Origin of the sequence: Paraburkholderia sp. SIMBA_053, from assembly GCF_046534895.1 — a bacterium.
Classification (GTDB): domain Bacteria; phylum Pseudomonadota; class Gammaproteobacteria; order Burkholderiales; family Burkholderiaceae; genus Paraburkholderia; species Paraburkholderia caledonica.
Window position 1 is genome coordinate 1 of record NZ_JAWRXU010000115.1, and the last position, 453, is coordinate 453.

A 453-nucleotide genomic window follows, 5' to 3' on the forward strand; every position below is an offset into this window, starting at 1 on the left:
GCGAGGATCGAAGTGCCCAGGTCGGCCGGATAACCACGAAATGCATCGACGATTTCTTGCGGGACTTCGTCGCCGAGTGTCGCGCCTTCCGCACGGGCAACCGCGAGACATTCCTGCAAGTAGGCGAGAGCCAGGCCGGCGATATCGGCTCGTGAGTACATGCCGGCACGGCGGCCCGCCAGAACCATTAAACCTGCGACAGCATTTTGCAAAAGCTTGCGCCACGCGACGGATGTGAAATCGGCTGCTACGTCGACCGAACACCGTGTGCCACTCAATGCCGAAAGGACAAGGCTGCTCTCTGGCGTGTCCGGCAACGTAATGCGAGCTTTGCCGCGTAGCCAGACAGAGGCGTCCGGTTCGCGTTGAGCAGGAAACCAAACCACCGAGGGTAAGACCGGGCTGCCGGGCACATGCGGCGCGACAAGCGTTTTCTGTTCGACGCCGTTTTGC

1 protein-coding gene is annotated in these 453 nt (G+C 61.1%); it reads right to left on the reverse strand.

Annotated features, from left to right (window positions below):
- Positions 1-453: ketopantoate reductase C-terminal domain-containing protein (locus SB753_RS34820; RefSeq protein WP_410804586.1), on the reverse strand; the 453-nt coding region annotated here is incomplete at both ends.